6 protein-coding genes are annotated in these 17,134 nt (G+C 53.7%); 3 read left to right on the forward strand and 3 right to left on the reverse strand.

Annotated elements, in window-relative coordinates; genetic code table 11:
* Nucleotides 1-100: 100 nt before the first annotated feature.
* The 3 genes from ACZA91_RS02125 to ACZA91_RS02135 all read right to left on the reverse strand — a co-directional run bounded on the left by ACZA91_RS02125 (nucleotide 101) and on the right by ACZA91_RS02135 (nucleotide 11,406).
* Complete coding sequence (locus ACZA91_RS02125; protein ID WP_463184460.1) at nucleotides 101-3,823, reverse strand: hypothetical protein; 3,723 nt, start codon at nucleotides 3,821-3,823, stop codon at nucleotides 101-103.
* 177 nt (nucleotides 3,824-4,000) lie between these two features.
* On the reverse strand, nucleotides 4,001-8,419 hold the full coding sequence (locus ACZA91_RS02130) for a DUF4347 domain-containing protein (RefSeq protein ID WP_463184461.1): 4,419 nt from the start codon (nucleotides 8,417-8,419) through the stop codon (nucleotides 4,001-4,003).
* A gap of 1,592 nt (nucleotides 8,420-10,011) precedes the next feature.
* On the reverse strand, nucleotides 10,012-11,406 hold the full coding sequence (locus ACZA91_RS02135; RefSeq protein ID WP_463184463.1) for a DUF3370 domain-containing protein: 1,395 nt from the start codon (nucleotides 11,404-11,406) through the stop codon (nucleotides 10,012-10,014).
* 854 nt (nucleotides 11,407-12,260) lie between these two features.
* On the opposite strand from ACZA91_RS02135, the gene ACZA91_RS02140 reads away from it, so the two are divergent.
* From ACZA91_RS02140 to ACZA91_RS02150, 3 genes are all read left to right on the forward strand, one after another.
* Nucleotides 12,261-13,004 (forward strand): DUF4114 domain-containing protein, encoded by a 744-nt coding sequence (locus ACZA91_RS02140; protein ID WP_463184465.1) that lies wholly within the window; start codon nucleotides 12,261-12,263, stop codon nucleotides 13,002-13,004.
* A 384-nt stretch (nucleotides 13,005-13,388) separates the two neighbouring features.
* On the forward strand, nucleotides 13,389-14,381 hold the full coding sequence (locus tag ACZA91_RS02145) for a GRP family sugar transporter (RefSeq protein WP_463184467.1): 993 nt from the start codon (nucleotides 13,389-13,391) through the stop codon (nucleotides 14,379-14,381).
* Between the two features lie 398 nt (nucleotides 14,382-14,779).
* On the forward strand, nucleotides 14,780-16,945 hold the full coding sequence (locus ACZA91_RS02150) for an SEC-C metal-binding domain-containing protein (protein ID WP_463184469.1): 2,166 nt from the start codon (nucleotides 14,780-14,782) through the stop codon (nucleotides 16,943-16,945).
* The last annotated feature ends 189 nt before the right edge of the window (nucleotides 16,946-17,134 follow it).

Here is a 17,134-nt window from a genome sequence, read left to right on the forward strand (position 1 = left end):
GCTAGAGACCCCATTACCCCATTGGTCACTGGCCGCCCGAGCAGGGCGGCTTTTGTTTAGGTATCAGGCCTTTGGATCGGCCTAGGTCTCAGCACCATTCCTAATCCCAGCGATCGAGGTTGTCTGACCAGCGCTGTAACAGGGACCTGGCTCGATCGCGCTGGGTTTCAAAGGTGGCCGCCAGCCAGATCATTCCCGTGCCCAACGCCAGCCCCACCAACCATTTCAGGAACGACCACCGGGCATTCAGCTCCACAAAATTGGCCAAGGTGGCGGCTCCCAGCAACAGGGATCCCATCAGCAGGTAGGCGCGCACTTGCCAAAAAATGCCGGCCCCGATCGCCCCGAGGGCCAACACCAGACTCACCCAATCGGTGCTGTGCTGTGCGAAGGCCGCCCAAGCAATGATTCCCGTGCCGGCCAATCGCAGGCCGTGGCGCAGGGGCCGGCCCTTGGCCCCCTGCCAAGCGGGGTCAATTTCCGCCGCCAAAATTAAGCTGCTGCCCAAGGGCCCCACATAGAGCAGGGCTTCCATGGAACCGGCCAGCCACAGACTCCGCCAAATCGACCAGGTGGCAAACAGCAGCCCCAGGTAATACAACCGGCGACGACGCAACAGGGCCGCCAACGCACCATAACTGGCGGCCACCACCATCAGCGCGGGCGGGGCGATCGACCCGGCCAGTAAGAGGCTCATGCTGGCGGGCAACCAAAGGGCAACCCGTTCCCAGGCGGTTTTTGGGGAGCGGGTTTGGCCCAAAACCGCCAGCCCGATCGCGCTGAAGGCCGCCAGAACAGCCCAATGGGGGTCAAAGGCGGCCCAGCCAGGCAACCAAGCGCGGCCCCAACTGATCCAGGCGATCGTTTGCAAAGCCGCTAGATCCACCCACAGACCCGAGGTGCGCCACCCCTGAACCCAGGGATAGGCCACCAACAATCCCAAGGCTGCCCAGGCCAAGGGGCCGTGGGTGGGGCCCGCCGTCAGCCACAGCAAGCCCGAAAACCCAGTGCCCACCAGCCAGTGGCCATGGGCTGTCCAGGCCAGTGTGGGGCCATTGAGGGCAAAGAGCGATCGCCCCCATCGATCGCGCCCAAGGTCATAAAACCAAGCCAGGAATCCTGCCACGACGGCAAACAACACCAGGGCATCGGTTGTGGTTCCGGCGGGCAACCAATGGCCCGTCCAAAAGAAGGCCAATTCACCCCAACCCCAGGAGGCGATCGCCAGGGAACTGTAACTCAGCCAGCGTTGATGGGGCGATCGGGCGGCCACCCGCAAACCAATGAGCGCCACCCCCACCATCAGCAAGCCCGTCCAACCATCCCAATAGCTCGATCGCCACAACAGGGTTAACAGGCCATAGCCCAAGGGCAACCACCGACGGCTGGGGAACTGTCGCCCCAACCGCTCTGTCGCAAACAGGCAGATGAACCCCAGCCCAAGCGTCGCCACCGCATAGTGGCTGAGGGAGCCGTTCAGTTGGCGAAGGGTTTCCGCCGTCGCCAATTCCAAGGCTGCGGCTCCCGCCCAGAGCAACCCCGGAATGGCGGCGGGCCGACCGGCCCGCCGACTGGTGAGCAACCGAAACCCGATCGCCCCCAACAGCAGCCCAATCACCCACCCTTCCCAAAGCGCCTGGGGCTGCTCCCCGTCCAGGGCCAACACCAACAGCCGCAGGGCCGTGAAGGGCAACAGCAACCAACTCACCGCCGTGGCCCAGCGATCGAGAGCTTGGCCATAGAGACGCAGCAGCGGACTCGATCGCCCCACCGCCAACCACCACAGCCCCCAAGCCACAACCAAAAGGCCACTTTGCAACGTCACCCAAGGGCCGAAGGCTAGCCCGCTCCAAGACCCCACGCCGGCCCCGGTCAAGGCGGATAGGGACAACCAACCAAAGGTCACGGCCATCAGGGCCACCCACCCTTGTCGAAACCCAGGCAGCAGGGAGCTGGCCCCCAAGGCCAACCCGGCCACACCTAGGGACAGGGCGAGGGACTGGGGTGAGGAAATGGCCAGGGATTGGGCCAAGACCAATCCTCCGGCCCCTAGGCCCTTGGCAGCTTTGCGGAACCTTTCGGGCCCGATCGCTGCTAACCCCAACAGAGCCAACGGGATCACCAACCAACTGAGCAAGCCCGAGGTTGCCACCTGTGCAGGGACGGTTTCCCAAACCCCATGGGTCAGTTGCACCAGGCTCAAACCCGCCAGGCCGAGACCCAGCCACCAACTGGTTTTCACCCAAGGTTGCCAAGGGGAACGATCGCCCCCGATCGCCACCAAACTCCACAAAACCAGGGCGGCTCCGATGCCCACCTGCCCCCAACCGATCGGGGCGCTGGTGGTGGGCAAGCCAAACCGGGCCAGGGCATAAACAGCGGCCAGGGCGGCCGTGAGGGTGCAGTTGGCCAGGACTTGAGGCAGCAGGGATCCCAAGGGCGATCGACTGGCAACCAGGCCGAAGCTGGCGGTGGTGAGCAAGCTGAGGGGCAAAAGCCGCAGGTTATGGGGCCAGAGGGCGAGGGCATAGGCATTGAGCAACAACAGGATTCCCAGCGCCAGGCCCAAACCAAATTTCGCCAAATCGGGGCGATCGCGCCGCTGCTGGGCGATCGCCAGGCCCCCCGGCACGATCGGGTAAGGCAACCACAGCAACCCCAAAACCTGTTCCGGTTGCCGCAACTCCAGCAGGGATTGGGCCGCAACCAACAGGCTCGATCGCCAATCATCGGGCAACAGGGCTGCGGTTCCCCGGCAAGCTCCCGCCATCACCAGGGTTAAGCCCAACAGATCCGCTCTCCGCCCCGATCGCTGCAACCGTTCCCACAACAGCCCTCCCGCAATCAGAGCCAAGGTTAATTGCTGCCAAGGAGCCGTGGCATCCGTCTGCCCCAGCAACCAACCCAAGCCCACCAGCAACCAGCCAAACCCATTCAGCCCCACCTTGGCCCGGGTCGCCTCGCGAGCATCCAAAATCACCAGCAACCCAGACACCACCATCACCAACGCCACATCGGCCAGGCTGGCAATCTGGGTGGCCAGGGCCCGCAACAACAAAATCAGCAGTGAACCGGCCATCAGGGCCCGATGATGGCGCGATCGCAGTTGCCACCGGCCGGGCCAGGCGGCCGCCAGGGCAATGAACCCCGCGCAAATCGTCACCCCAGCCCAAGCTTGGCCCGATGGCCAGTTCCAATGCAATCCACAGGCCAACAGGATCAAGAGGGCAACCGATCGCCGACTCACCATCGTCCAGGCAATCATCAACCACAGTGCGCCCGCTCCAAACCAGCCCCACAGGGGCAACCCCAAACCATCGGCGGCCCAGGCATTCACCGGCAACAGCAGGGTCACCAGGGCGCGTAGGGTTTGGCCCGTCAGGCGCAATCGGGCCTGGCAATCAGTCCAGAGGGCCGCCCCCCAAAACAAGATTGTGTACAGCAGCAAGATGCCATATTGCCCCACGCCTCCCACTTGGCTCCAAAAGCTGGCCGCCAACCAGGCGGAGGACACCACCACCAAAAACGCCCCTAACAGCAGCAACCAAACCACGCTCAGCTCCGCCGTAATGGCCCGCAGCCGACCGGAGGACTGGGTGACGGGTTGGGGGGAGGGGCTGGGAACGGGAGCCACGGGCGATCGAGCAATGGCGGGCAATGGACAGGTGAGCCAAGTGCTGGCCACTTCGCGCACCCAATCTTCCGACACCAACCCCAAACGCAACCACACCTCCAACCCCTCCAAAAGTCGGGGGTCAGAGGTGCGGACAGCCAATTCAATGGTTAGCAGGTGGTCGCGGTGTTGCGGAGCAAGGTCAGCCATAAAGGGAGTCGGAGGGACACGATCGGCTCAGGAGGGGTCAACCGCCACGAGCCTAACCCGATCGCCCCGCCATCCCCCAACCACCCGGCCAGTTCCACCGCTGTCGGTGGGTAGTGGTTGCGGCCAACGACTGCCCACCGATCGCTTGCCCTAGACCGATTTGATCTAGGCTTCGATCTAGACCGAGATGAAGTCCTGGCTATTCACAAATTGCAAGGCGGGGATGCCCTGGAGACGGGCGATCGGGGTCTCGCCGGCCCGAATCAGGATCGAGTTGCCCTCTTCAACAAAGGACAAATCGGTAAATCGCAACCCACCAGCCAGAGCAATTCGGTCATTGTTGCCCAGGTAATCGGAAATGATATCCAAACCTCGATTGAGACCGATCACAAAGGTATCGATTCCCTCGCTACCAAAGAGCACATCATCCCCTTGATCGCCAGACAGCACGTCATTGCCCGCACTGCCCGTGAGGGTGTCGTTCCCCTTGCCCCCAAAAAGGGTGTCGTCATCCTCGCAACCATCCAGTTGGTCATCGCCATCGTTGCCAAAGAGCAAGTCATTCCCGGCGTTACCGGACAACACATCGTTATCGGAACCCGTGCTAACGGACTGGGGCCGATCGGGATTGTTGCCGTAGAGGGTATCGTTGCCAGCTTCACCGCAGAGGGTGTCGTTGCCCCGATCGCCCATCAACAGATCCAATCCAGCCCCTCCCCAGAGGTAGTCATTCCCCTGACCACCCCGGGCCGTATCGTTGCCATCTTCGCCCGCCAGGCTGTCATTGCCATCGTTACCCAACAGCAAGTCTTCATTGCCGCCACCCAACAGCAGATCGTTGCCGGTGCGATCGGGATCCCGCGTGTTGTTGTTGCCACCAATCAGGGTGTCGTTGCCCAGGTCACCGGACAACACATCATTGCCCTTATCGCCATAGAGCAAATCGTTGTCCTTACCGCCATACACCAAGTCATCCTCTTGACCGGCATAGATGGTGTCTTGGCCCTGACCACCGTTCAGGTTGTCTTGGCCACGACCGCCATAGAGCAAGTCATCGTCCGTGCCGCCCCCGATCGGGACATTGCTGCCACCGCTGCCCAACAGGGTGTCGTTGCCCAGGTCACCGTAGAGCACGTCATTGCCTAAATCGCCCAGGATCAAATCATTGTCCCGGCCGCCAAAGGCCGTGTCCTTGCCGTCGCCCCCGGAAAGGGTATCTTGACCTTCGTTGCCATAGAGCAGGTCATCGCCGCCCAAGCCAAACAACAGGTCTTGGCCGTTGGGATCGGTAATGAGGCGCACACCGGTTCCACCGATCAGGGTGTCGTTGCCCAAGTCACCGATCAGAATGTCGTTACCCCGATCGCCGTGCAGCAAGTCGGCTTCCTTGCCCCCACGGATGTAGTCATCCCCTTGACCGCCAAACACCGTATCTTCACCTTCATTGGCGCTGATCACGTCGTTTTCGGTATTGCCAAAGATCAAGTCCCGATCGCTCGGATCCGGCCGGTTATCCGGGCGACCCTGGCCGCCGATGATGGTGTCGGCTCCTTGGTCACCGCGCAGGATGTCACTGCCCCGATCGCCCAGCAGAATATCGTTATCCTTGCCGCCATTGATGATGTCTTGGCCATTGCCGCCAAAGACCACATCATCACCCTCATTGCCGTTGAGCAGGTCGTTGCCCTCGCCCCCGCCGAGGCGATCGGCATCCACCCCAGAACCCACCGCAGCGAGATTGCCCAAGCCACCAAAAATGGAATCGTTGCCCAGGTCGCCAATCAGTTCATCGGAGCCGGGGCCGCCCCGCAGGCGATCGTTGCCTGCAAACCCCGCCACAAAATCGTTGGACGCTGTGCCCACCAAGTCATCATTACCCGGCGTGCCCAGCAGCCGGTTACCGCCAGTTTCGGGCGGCGGCGGAATCACCAGCGCGGGTAGCTCAGGCACAATCAGAGGGTTGGGAATTTGCCAGGAAGCCGCCAACGGCGAGGCCACACAACCGCAATTCGGGGCCACACCCGCCACATCAGTAAAGCTGGTGATGAAGAAGGGCAGATCTCCCAAAGCCCGATTAACCGTAGTGGGCGGCGTGGGCGGCGTGCTGGCCACCGAAATTCCCGGCGGCGCAATGAAGGAAATCGTGCCACTAATCAGGCTGCGATTGCCTTTGATATCAATCACGTCGAAAGTCAGAAAGTCCTTACCCGTGAAATCGGCCCGGGGGATAAAGAACAGATTGCCGAATTCTTCCGGAGTCAGGAGGCCTGTGCTGGTGAGTTTGCGTCCTCCATTGAACGGATCGCCCACGTACAAGTCACCCAAGGCCGGTAGGCGGGTGATGTTGTAATTCTTGATCGAATCGCTGTTTGGGTCGATCGCCGTGGGTGGCAGTCCCCCCAACCGAAACTTGACAACGCCGTTTTCGGGAGGTTCGGTCAAATCCGTGGCCGAGCCGGGAACCACGTTAAAGATCCCGTTCAAGGGAACCGGCGGTTCGGCAATAATTTCCGGGCGATCGAACAATACCGTTGCCGAATCTGGACTCAGGTTCCCCTTGTCATCCCTTGCGGAGTACTTGAAGAACCCTTTGCCATCGGGTGACTCAAACCGCAGGTTACCGACATTGCCCGGCGGAATCGATTGCCCCGCCGACAGGGAAACCTTCGCCCCCGTCAGTGGATCGAGCAAAAACAGCGAACTCCCCGGGGGAATTTCCGTAATCACAAATTCCCGAATCGGATCACTATCGGGATCCGCCGCCGCCAAAGGAATGGAACCATTGGGGTTATAGGGCAACACCAAATTGCGTGGGGTCGGCGGTGTATTCACACCACCCAGCACTCGAGTCGCATCGGTCGCCGTAATCACCTGGGGAGCGAGGGGCCCCAAATCCGGGTCAAAAAGCCCAGCCGGAAGGGAGACTCGGGCCGTGTTGGTAATCACCCCAGTGGCCGTATCCGAGAGGCGACCCGACACCTGGAAAGTTTTCGTTTCTCCAGCATTGAGCGCCAAGCCAATCCCGGGAGGAGCCAGCACATTGGGATTCCAAACGGGACTGAGCAATTCTGCCGGGGGCGCATCGGACAGATTCAGCAAGAACGGGGCCGTAATGTCGCAGCCACCGGTGTTGGAGATCGTAATGCTGTAGGTGATGGTGCTGCCGGGAAGTACTGCTTCTAGCCCATCGGTTTTGGTGAGGTTAATGTTGGGCTTGATCGGCTGGCTGGGCAGCGTTCCCAGGTCACCCACGCTGATCGCCTGATCGGAGGTGAGGGCCACGCCGTTAATCACGGTTCCCGCCGGAATCCGCGTGCGGGCTACCAGGGACACGGCTCCCGAATTTTGGTCAATCCGATATAGCCCTGCACCACCCGGATTTTGTCCCGTTGTGGTGGCATAAAGGTTGCCATCGTAACCCAGGGCCAGCCCGGCGAAGGGAACACTGTTTTTGGTTAAAAGTTGCGCCGAAACCGGGATGGGAGTGCCATCAAAAGGTTTAGCCAACTCAGTTGCCGGGATTCTATAAAGGCGACCGGTCGCAGCCCCGTTGGCGGGACTCCGCAAAACCATGAGTAGTGATCCATCCGTGGGATCCACCGCAAAGTCGCCGCTAGTGAAACCACTCACCCCATCAGCCGGTGGCAAATCATCAGGGTTACTAGAACCGATGATGCTCGTGATTTGCAGTCTTTTGGAAAGAACTTGGCTGGAGGCAGCCGTAGAAGCGGCTACATTGATAAAGTCGATCGTCCGACCACTGCCTGCAATTAGGTTCCCCGCTGTATCAAAGGCTAAGCGCCCAGAGTTAAGGGTATTGGGAACGGGAGTGCCACCGCCGCCCGCTAAATTGGTGACCTGAATTGTGCCGCCCCCATTGGGTAAGCCATAAATTCGGTTGGAGTTAGGCTCACGGGCGATCGCATCACTGGCCAGGAAATTAGCCTGCTGTAGCTTCACTTCCCCGGTAGCCAAATCAACCGTTACCAGGTCGTTTTGTCCACCGTTGTTATCAAAGTTGGCGATTCCAAGGAATTGGTTGGGAATACAGGGAGCTAACAGGCCTGGATATTGGGCGATCGCCCGCTGTGTGAAGGGCACTGGGGATTGCAGGGGCCCGGTCGATCGATCCAAACGCCAAGACCCACCCCGATCGGCTGATCCCACCGGACTGGTGGCTGCGCCCACGGTCGCTTGGGTCAGGTGAGCCAGGGTTTCAATCAGTTGCTGCCCCAAGATGCCGGCCCCCGTGCGGCAACCATAGAGCAAGATTTCAGCTCGATCGCTCAGCAACAGGGCCCAGCGACGCAGCCAGTCCTGCACATCCCGAGACAGATTGGCCACGGACAGCCCCCGATCGCCCAACTGCAACCAGCCCGGTTGACCGTGAGCAATTATATGGAGTTGTTGAACCGGTTTTTCAGCCAAGGCTTGGGTCATTTGGGCCCAAGCTGCCGCCGTTGGCTCCAACTTCAGCACCCTTGTGCCGGGCTGCACTCCCTGAATCAATTGGTCGATCGCTTCTACCCTTGCATCAATCACAACCAAGGTGGATTCAAGGTTGTTGGGCTGGCGTGACTGAGAAGACGTAGACAAAACAATCGATCGATCGGTGGACTGCAATGAGCTATCAAAATGTTGATCTTGCGAATCACAATTTTGATCATTGCTTTGGCGTTGCATCGATGATGAACCCTCAGCAAAAATACTCAGAGTAGTCAACCCAGACGATTGTGTTGATTGATGCGTGCTCATGAAGCTCTCACAGAAAGGTAGAAAACAATGTGTCTTGCATCCCTTTAACGGGGAAATAAATAGATGCCCCGGACGATTGATAAATTTGAGAGAACTTGATCGCTCTCGTCTAAATTTAATGATGGACTAGTTGTGCCGAGAGAAGGGTCATGGGCAGTTCCAACGCATGATATTGGTCACGAATTCACCGTGAAAACCAAGCAAGGAAAGGTCATCCAGACTGTGGCAGAACGAGTATTCGGAAATTCACAATCTTGATTGAAAATTCACAATCTTGATTGAAAAATTCTCGAAAAATTTAAATTTTTCGAGTGAAATTGATCCATGCATTTTGAGTTCTGATCATGACTCAATGCCAACCAATTCATTCACTCTTCGTCTTTACGTCTTCCGCTTAAGGTCAATCTCAAGGCCATGAAAAGCCATGACGATATCACAACAGCTTGAACGTACCCTGACCAACGACCCGGGTTTCACCAGAGCGCTGAACTGAGTAAACTGTCTTCGTTGCGGACTTGTAAAGGACTCTTGGGACAGTCCGTGAAATTGATGAGACGGTTCGACACCTAAAGGAACGACTTCAAGGCAGATCCTGGGCGATCGAGTATCAAAGACTACAGCCAGTTTCACTGGTTTTTCATCTTTGCTGTGTAATCTGCGATCGCTCAAATTTTGGGTAGGGTGACCATCGTTGAGCAATTTCTTGAGTCTTATCTATCTAAAGGAAACATATTTTTCTGTTTGAATGTGTTTGAATCGATCTGCACCCTGATTTTAAAATATAGCGATAAATTTCTTAAGAAAACTCGGTTCAAAGGAAGATTTTAGATTTTTTCATTAAAAAAGGTCTTCGTACAATTATTTCTTCAATTTTCAACCAAGAAAACAAATAAGCATTGTTCGATGGTTTAAGCTTGATGCTTCAGTAATTTAATTTTTGATTTCCGATGATCTTTGATAATTACTTGACGGTCAAATCATTTCGAAGTCACAAAAACATCACAATCAGACCAATTTACCAACTTTCATACTGCTCAATCATAATTTAGTCATCGTAGTTTGTAGTATTTAGCAATTGAGATCGAATAATTGTCGAATAATCAATGCTGAGAGAAAGAATCAATTGGTGAAGGACGAATTGATCGATGACTTGGCTTTGATCTTTCGATTTCCGTAGCTGGCGTGGCTCAAAATCGAGGGAGACAGAAAACCTTTTCATTGACTCAGGCCAATCGATTCGATCGCACCAAGAAAATGACAACACTGAGCGCGGAAAGTTAGATGCTGGGGCTAGATGGGACTCTAGAAATGATGTCAGGCTGAGTCATCCTGCTTGGGGTTTGGTTGATTGCATCCTAAACCGCAAAAATGAAAAACCAGTGAAGCCACAAAAATCATGGCCCCCAAATACCCTGAATCATCCCTGACTCAGGCTATGGATTCGTGAGCGTTTGCAAGGTCAAAACCTGGGGCGGGGTGGCATCGGGAGGATAGATCAGGCTGACTTGCACGAGCCGATCGCCCTGGGGCGGCAACTGCACCGTCGCGAGGGGCTGACCCGGTTCTCCTCGGCGCTGCACCAAATGTACATATCGCGTTTGTGGCAATCCCCGATCGTCGGGATATCGAATGCGGACGGTTCCCCGAAAGAAGACCGAGTTGGGCAACGGATCGAAAAACTGCAACCCCGGCGCGGGCGCATCAAATTTCACTGGCGTTTCTAGGGCAATGGCCACCGTCTGCGGTTGGGCTGTGGGGTTATGCAGGGGCAAGGTGAGGTCATATTCAATCCCGTAGTTGCCGTGGGCGGCCCAGGCCGTATCCGGGTAGCGAGCCACGATCGGGGCGGTTTGCACTTGCTCAGTCCCCAGCCGACCGGCAACCAGGGTGCTCACTCCATAGGAAAAGGCCGCACCGGGGGCGGGAATGCTGAGGCGTGGGTTGTTGGGCCCATCGGTAACGATCGCGCGCCAACGGGACCCGATCGCCACGCCGGCCACCCGGCCATAGCGCAGGGGGCCCGGTGCGCCGGGGGCTGTGGGAACCGGTTCGCGCGGCCCTGACAGTGTTCCGGTGGTGAGCGTGGATCGCCAGTCCGCTTCCGTGGGGGGCTGTTCTCCACCATCGGGGGTTGTCTGGGCAAAACGGGCGAGGGTGGCGGCATAAACCGGGCGATCGCTGTCCAGACGTAGCAGGGTGGAGCGACCGTTCAGGGGTGGATTGAGCGATCGAACCGGAATGGGCAAACTGGTCAGCACCACTGTCTCGCCCGGGGGAATGGTGACCCGATCGGGCAAATCCGCTTGGCGGCGGCCGCGCAACACCCAATCCACCACTCGGCTGCCGGGGCCCGAGTAGACCTGGCCGATCGGGTTATCCACCATCGGCGGCAGCGCAATAAATGGCGCATCGGGCTGGCTGAGGTAACTGGCCCCCTGAAGAACTCGCACCGTTGCCGATCGATTGGGATCCGCGTTGCCCAGCACAATTCCCACATAGAGCGATCGCAGGTCGATCGCCCCATCCGGCCCCGTTGCCGCCGCTTTGGCAATGTGGTGGGCAAAAATATCAAACCGCCCTTGAAACACCTGGTTGAGGTGTGCCTCAGGACTGCGCATCCCAGCAGGGGGGAAGGTCGAGAGCAAAATTCCCGCTTGCTGGACAATTTCCGGGCTGTTGCTATTCAGCACAGGCACCGCATCCAAATGTCCCGGGAGCGATCGCACCTCTTGGGGCCTTAGATTCGGACTCGGACTTGGTGCAGGCGTTCCGGGTGGCAAGCCCTGTGCTCCCACAATCCCCGCCAGTAGCCAGCTTGCCAACACCATCCTTCAAGCCCTCCCGCAACCACAAAGCATCGCGGCTCCCATTATCTCAAACCAATGGCCCCTCCTGGGTTGCCAGCCGCTGGGGTTAATCAATAGTTCCTCAATCCATCGCCCTAATCGAATCGGGCAACTCGCAATCCTCGATCGCCCCAGCCGCGCAACTCCCCAGCGCAAAAAACCAACATAGCCCAGCATCAACCGGCACTAAACAGCCGAATTAGCCGAAAAACGGGCTAAAACGTTTCATTTAGGATTACTAACCTCTTCGTGTCCCTCGAAAGCCGAAATAGTTCAACAGCCCTTTGGCCACAAAAGCCACGACAACTCATCAGTCCCAAGAGGACAATGGCATCAGAAATCACAATCAAAAATCTTGAGTAATTTGGAGTGATTTTTGGAGCAACTTTTGCAGAATCATCTGAACAGAGTTATCAATTTTTCGCCTAAAGGCTTCGTGATTTCTGACAAAAACTTCCCGTGATGACGGTCACCATAATTTAAACTTTCTCAAATTCTCAATCGACAGAAGCTTTGCCCACAAAGACTTTTAGTTTTTTTAAATTTGATCTTTATTTAATCTTTAAACTTTAAATAGGCTTCATAAAACTAGCTTGCAATTAAAGATTCCGCCAAGAGCCAGAAAAACGCTAGACAGGCCTTCGTAAACACAGTACAAGTAAATCAAGAACCCAAAAGAGCGCGTGCTTTTCCAGGCAAAACAAGCGGACTAAATCATTCACCGGTTTGGTAAGTGGGCGCGATCGACATCAAGGGTGCTGTCAGGAAAAGCGATTCCAGCAAAACTACCACTGCTCACCAAGAACATTCGGATTAGGACTAGGAGGATTTAAATCGTGAAAGGTTTTATTTGGAAAGGCTTTGTCCTCGCAGCGGCTACCCTCGTCGGCACCATGTCTGCCTCCGCTGCTCGCGCGTTGCAACTAACTCCCGAACAGTTGGCCAAATTTGATACTTACGTCCAACAGGAGCGCAAAGCATTCACGGCGCTGGAACTCTCGCAAATTAACCCCAACAGCCTGAAGTGGTCGGGTGCTGCTGATTCGCTGGAAGTTTACTTCATCAACGAAGGCGCAGGTTATCGCAACCAGTTGCTCTTTTCCGCCAACAATGGCCCTTTGAGCACGGTCTTTAATGATGTGTCTTCCAAGGAGTCGATTTTGGCTGAGGCTGATGGCCCCCTGAAGCGGGGTCAAGGCGTGAGCCTCGGATCCTTCAGCAAAGGCAGCGTGATTGACTTCTTCCTGAACTCTGATGGTTACAGCCGTGGCGAAAACTACGCCGGCATGACTTCGGATCAGGTTTATGGCACCGGGACTTGGAACTTCTTGGGCGCTGATGCCAACCGCAATGGCGACAAGCTGCAACACATGATTGCCTATGACCTGGGCGATGGTTGGACTCTGATGGGCTTTGAAGACATCGTGACCGGCGGTGACCTGGACTACAACGACACGGTGTTTGTGGTTCGTGGTGTTTCCGGCTCGAAGGTGGCAACGCCTGAGCCTTCGGTGATGCTGTCGTTGGCTGCTGCTGCGGCTTTGGGCTTGGTGTCCCGCCGTCGTCAGCAAGATAGCTAGATCGCTCAAGTGATGCTGCCATGGGTTGCCACTCACCAGTAGGCAGATGATTGAATGGGCGGATGATTGAAGTGGGTGGTGGCTAGCGCTTGCTAGTTGTTAGCAATCGCTAGCCATCAAACTGGCGGGTGAACCTTTCAATTGGGCTGAAGTTCCATTCGCCGGTTCGATCGAGCAATGGATATGGATTTGGTTCGGTAGGTCATGGGTGAGTTGAGCAAAATCAACTCGCCCACCTTTTTTTGGCTACTTTTCGGCTACTGGTTGGCTACTGGTTGGCAACCTGGCGGACAAAGGCTGTTTTTTGGAAAAACTGCGCTTGGCCTGGGCCTAGCCTGTGCCATCATCTCCGGGTTAGGAATGCTGACCGGGAGAGTTTGGCTTTTGGACGTTACAGGATGGATGGCGGCAACGCTGGCGGCTAGTTCGATCGCCCCGGTGGGGATGGCGCACCCTGGCGTGGGCTGGTTGGGGGCAACGGTGGCGGCGCTGTTTTGGGGGTCGTATCTAGTGCCCGTGAAGCGGCTACCGACGGTGGATCCCTTGGCGGCGCAACTGAGCATGGCGATCGGGATTGTGCTGTTAGCCATTCCGTTGGCGATCGCCTCTGGAGCTTGGATTCCCAATGGTTGGGGCCTGCTGGCGGGGGTGATTTGGGCCTTGGGCAATTACGGCTCCATTTTTGTGGTGCGGGCCTTGGGATTGGCGCGGGGGTTGGCCCTGTGGGCCACGATCGGGATTGGGGTTTCGTTTCTTTGGGGAGCGTTGTTTTTTCGGGAGCCGGTGTTGTTGCCGGTGGCCGTTGGGGGAGTGGCGCTGTTGGTGGCGGGAATTGCCCTGATGAATTGGCCCGATCGCCCGGCCGGAACGCAACCCCCGGGCCCTCGATCGACCAATTCACCGGTTAACCGATCGAGCCAGCAGCCCAGCCGCCGACCCAAAATCCAGAATCAGGGCTGGTGGCTTTGTGGCGTGGTGGGGTTGCTGTTTGGATCGCAATCAGTCCCCTTTGCCTTTGCGGCCCAAAGCCCGATCGCCTTTGTGCCGTCTATGTCCCTTGGAATTTTGGGAACAGCGAGTCTGTTGGCTGGGCAACGGGGCGGTCGGGTGTTGCGGCAGTTGCCCCGATCGAGCCTGTTGGCGTTGGTTTGCTCGGGAATGCTTTGGAATGTGGCGAATGTGGGCAGTTTTTTCGCGGTCGATCGCCTCGGAATGGCGGTGGGGATGCCCCTAACTCAGTTTGCGATTGTGGTGAATGCAGCTTGGGGTCTGTGGTTATTTCGAGAGGTGACCGGTCGCCAGCGAATTCTGCGAGTCGCGATCGGGACGTTCTGCGCCTTTGGTGGAATTATTCTGATTGGAGGATCGCGCCTTTGAGGGTTGTTTAACGTTCACTGGTTGAATTTTTCAGGCGCTTGATCGTCGATCTTTGATATTTCGTCTGTATACAGCCTTTATCTAAAGTGATCGGCCTATCACATCGCAGATACCATGGAGGCTAAAACTGATTTGCCAAGCGTTGCCGCTATGCCTATTAAGCGAAGTGAAGGCTATGATATAGATTGAGTAATGCAGAAGGACGATAGCGCTTGCATAGCTCTAGTTGCGGTAATATTTTCCCGAATGAAAGTGTGATTCTATATTTTTAGAATCACACTCACAATATCAATTAGTCCGAAATTGCTTAACAAAAGTAATCAAAAAGAGCAATCCTAAAATAGCAGTTCAGCATTATAACTTAAGCTCTTAAAATCATAGCATTGGAGGAAACACTTATGAGGAAGGCAGTCAGAAAAGAATCCGAAATTTTCTCAGAACTATCTGAAGTATGCACCTCTCCAGGATATATTCATGTAATTGCATATTTCTGTTATATGAACAATTTGGTTCAATATATTGACACATTAAAGTCTGAGAATATAATTACTCAATCTTCTAAGTATAATTATGTAAGAACTGAAATATCGATTCTTATAGGACTTGCTTGCAAAAAGCCACTGAACATCAACTTGCCATTGCCCGAAGTGATGCAGAAATACATTGACAAAACTGATTCTTTGCTGCGAGAACTTCATCAATCTATAGTGCCATTTGAATACATATTCGATCCAAACAAAGCTGGCGATCAGAATTTCAATCCATTTAATGATGGCTTAGTCTTGCGAGAAGCAATCTTTTACGGAGGAGAAAGTGCCTATGATTTCCAATACAGAGACCTTTCAAGGATAAAATACGAGAAAGACAATGATTGGTTCTTGAAGAACAAAGGATTTTCTACTCAGCAACTTATTAATTTTGTAACGTCAATAAAGTTACTACAAAGCAATAAAATAAATAGCGTAATTCGAGAGCTCTCTGATAAAGATATTGATGAATGGACTGTCCTTTCAGCGTTCAAATTCACAACCAAAGAAGTTAGTAAAATTTCAAATATTGAAATTGATACTGTAAGGCTACTCATTGAGTCATTTGTATCGTCTGCTGGCATGAATGAATTCAATTCTCTAGATGACTTCAACCCCAAAAATGCTTATCCAATTATTCAGATTTCAGAGGACGAGTATTTACTATTTCAAATTTACAGCTTGACACAGGCACTATACGAAACACCGTTTTTTTGGTTTAATAATGATTTAACTTATCGTGCTACGGCAATGCAGCACAGAGGTGAATTTACCGAAAATTTTTCTGTTGAGAGATTAGGGCTTGTATTCGGAAAGAATCGTGTATTTTCAAATATTGACATTTATGATTCTAAACGAAAAGTTTGTGAAATTGATGTATTAGTTATTTTTGCTGACAGAGCAATAATTCTACAAGCAAAGTCAAAGAAACTGACTATTGCTTCACGTAAAGGCGATAACAGAAGCTTACAGTCTGATTTTAAGAAGGCTATTCAAGATGCTTATGATCAAGCTTTTTTATGTGCTGAGCGATTAAATGAAAAAAATTACAGGCTTGTTGACAAAAGTGGAAACGAATTAAATATTAATCGAAATTACAGAGAAATTTATCCTTTTTGTGTCATTTCTGAGCACTATCCAGCTCTTTCATTTCAAGTAAGGCAATTTTTGAAATTTCAGGAAACCAAAAATATAAAACCTCCATTCGTAATGGATGTTTTCTTGCTTGATGTCATGACAGAGATGTTGCAATCGCCTTTATACTTTTTGAGTTATATAAATAGGCGAGTATCCTACAAAGGAAGGATTCATTCTAGTCATGAACTAGTCATTCTTTCTTATCATTTGAAAAATAATTTATGGGTAGATGATAAATACACAATCCTATCCCTTGCGGATGATATAGCTATTGATCTTGATATTGCAATGCAAGCGAGGCGAGATGGTACTTTAGCTCCATCGACCCCAGAGGGAATTTTAACAAAATATAGAGGAACAGTATTCGATCAAATCATAGGAGATATAAAGAATATTGAGAACTCTGAAATAATCAGTCTTGGATTAGAGTTACTCTCGCTGGGCGGTGATGACATTGAAAAAATCAACAATGGTATCGCCGAATTAATTAAGCGCGGCGAGCAGGATGGCAAGCACCATGATCTAACTTTTGTTAGAGGCGAAGACGAATTAGGCTTGACTATTCATTGCAATGATGATTCTGAATTTATATCTGGCCCTCGTTTAGACAGTCACTGTGAACGAAGAAAGTACGCACAAAAGACAAATAAATGGTTTGGAATTTGTATTGGGCAAAAAATTCCAAAACTAAGGTTTGTCGTAAATAAAGAATATGACTGGGTTCAGTCTAACGAAATGGATGAATTAGTGGACGACTTGCCCAAGCTCCAAAACCTTCAGGGAAAAAATAGATTTAATTTTTCTCCTGCAATCAAACAATCGAAGAAAATAGGGCGCAATGAAAAATGTCCATGCGGTAGTGGAAAAAAATATAAGAAGTGCTGCCTACAGCAAAAATAAAAAAATTGAGTTCATCAAGGCGTTACGATAACGAACAAGAAAAAGCTAATACTGCTGAATTCAAGGTTATTTATCGCTGCTGTGTTTTGCCGTGAAGTGTATGGTCGTCTTTTTTTTAAATGTGAAGATCAAGACTGATTTATTGTGCGCTGCTAGTGTGCTTATCAAGTAAGGTAACGGCCTTCTCTG

This window comes from Limnothrix sp. CMB-01 (assembly GCF_055193175.1).

Bases quoted from the DNA above. Each gene is read 5' to 3' on its own strand.
- ACZA91_RS02125 (WP_463184460.1), bottom strand. From the start codon at position 3,823: ATGGCTGACCTTGCTCCGCAACACCGCGACCACCTGCTAACCATTGAA.
- ACZA91_RS02135 (WP_463184463.1), bottom strand. From the start codon at position 11,406: ATGGTGTTGGCAAGCTGGCTACTGGCGGGGATTGTGGGAGCACAGGGC.
- ACZA91_RS02150 (WP_463184469.1), top strand. From the start codon at position 14,780: ATGAGGAAGGCAGTCAGAAAAGAATCCGAAATTTTCTCAGAACTATCT.